The organism is Achromobacter sp. GbtcB20 (genome assembly GCF_019091095.1).
Classification (GTDB): domain Bacteria; phylum Pseudomonadota; class Gammaproteobacteria; order Burkholderiales; family Burkholderiaceae_B; genus Achromobacter; species Achromobacter mucicolens.
Genome location: NZ_JAGXJZ010000447.1, coordinates 1 through 295, shown reverse-complemented (window position 1 = coordinate 295; position 295 = coordinate 1). Strand labels below are relative to the sequence as shown.

Here is a 295-nt window from a genome sequence, read left to right as displayed (position 1 = left end):
ACCGATGGCTTGTCATGCTGGGCGTCGTCGCCATGGCGGCCGTCGGCATCTACAACTACCAGAAACTGCCCATCGACGCGGTGCCCGACATCACCAACGTCCAGGTCCAGATCAACACGTCGGCCGCCGGCTATTCGCCGTTGGAAGCCGAGCAGCGTGTGACCTTCCCGATCGAAACGGTCATGGCGGGGCTCCCCGGCCTGGAAGAAACCCGGTCGCTGTCGCGCTATGGCCTGTCGCAGGTGACCGTCATCTTCAAGGATGGCACCGACATCCACTTTGCACGCCAGCTCGT

The 295-nt window shown here is 63.1% G+C and carries 1 protein-coding gene; it reads left to right on the top strand.

Going from position 1 to position 295, the window contains the following annotated elements:
• Positions 1-295 (top strand): efflux RND transporter permease subunit (locus tag KVT32_RS29705; RefSeq protein WP_217619386.1); only part of this gene is annotated, 295 nt, incomplete at both ends.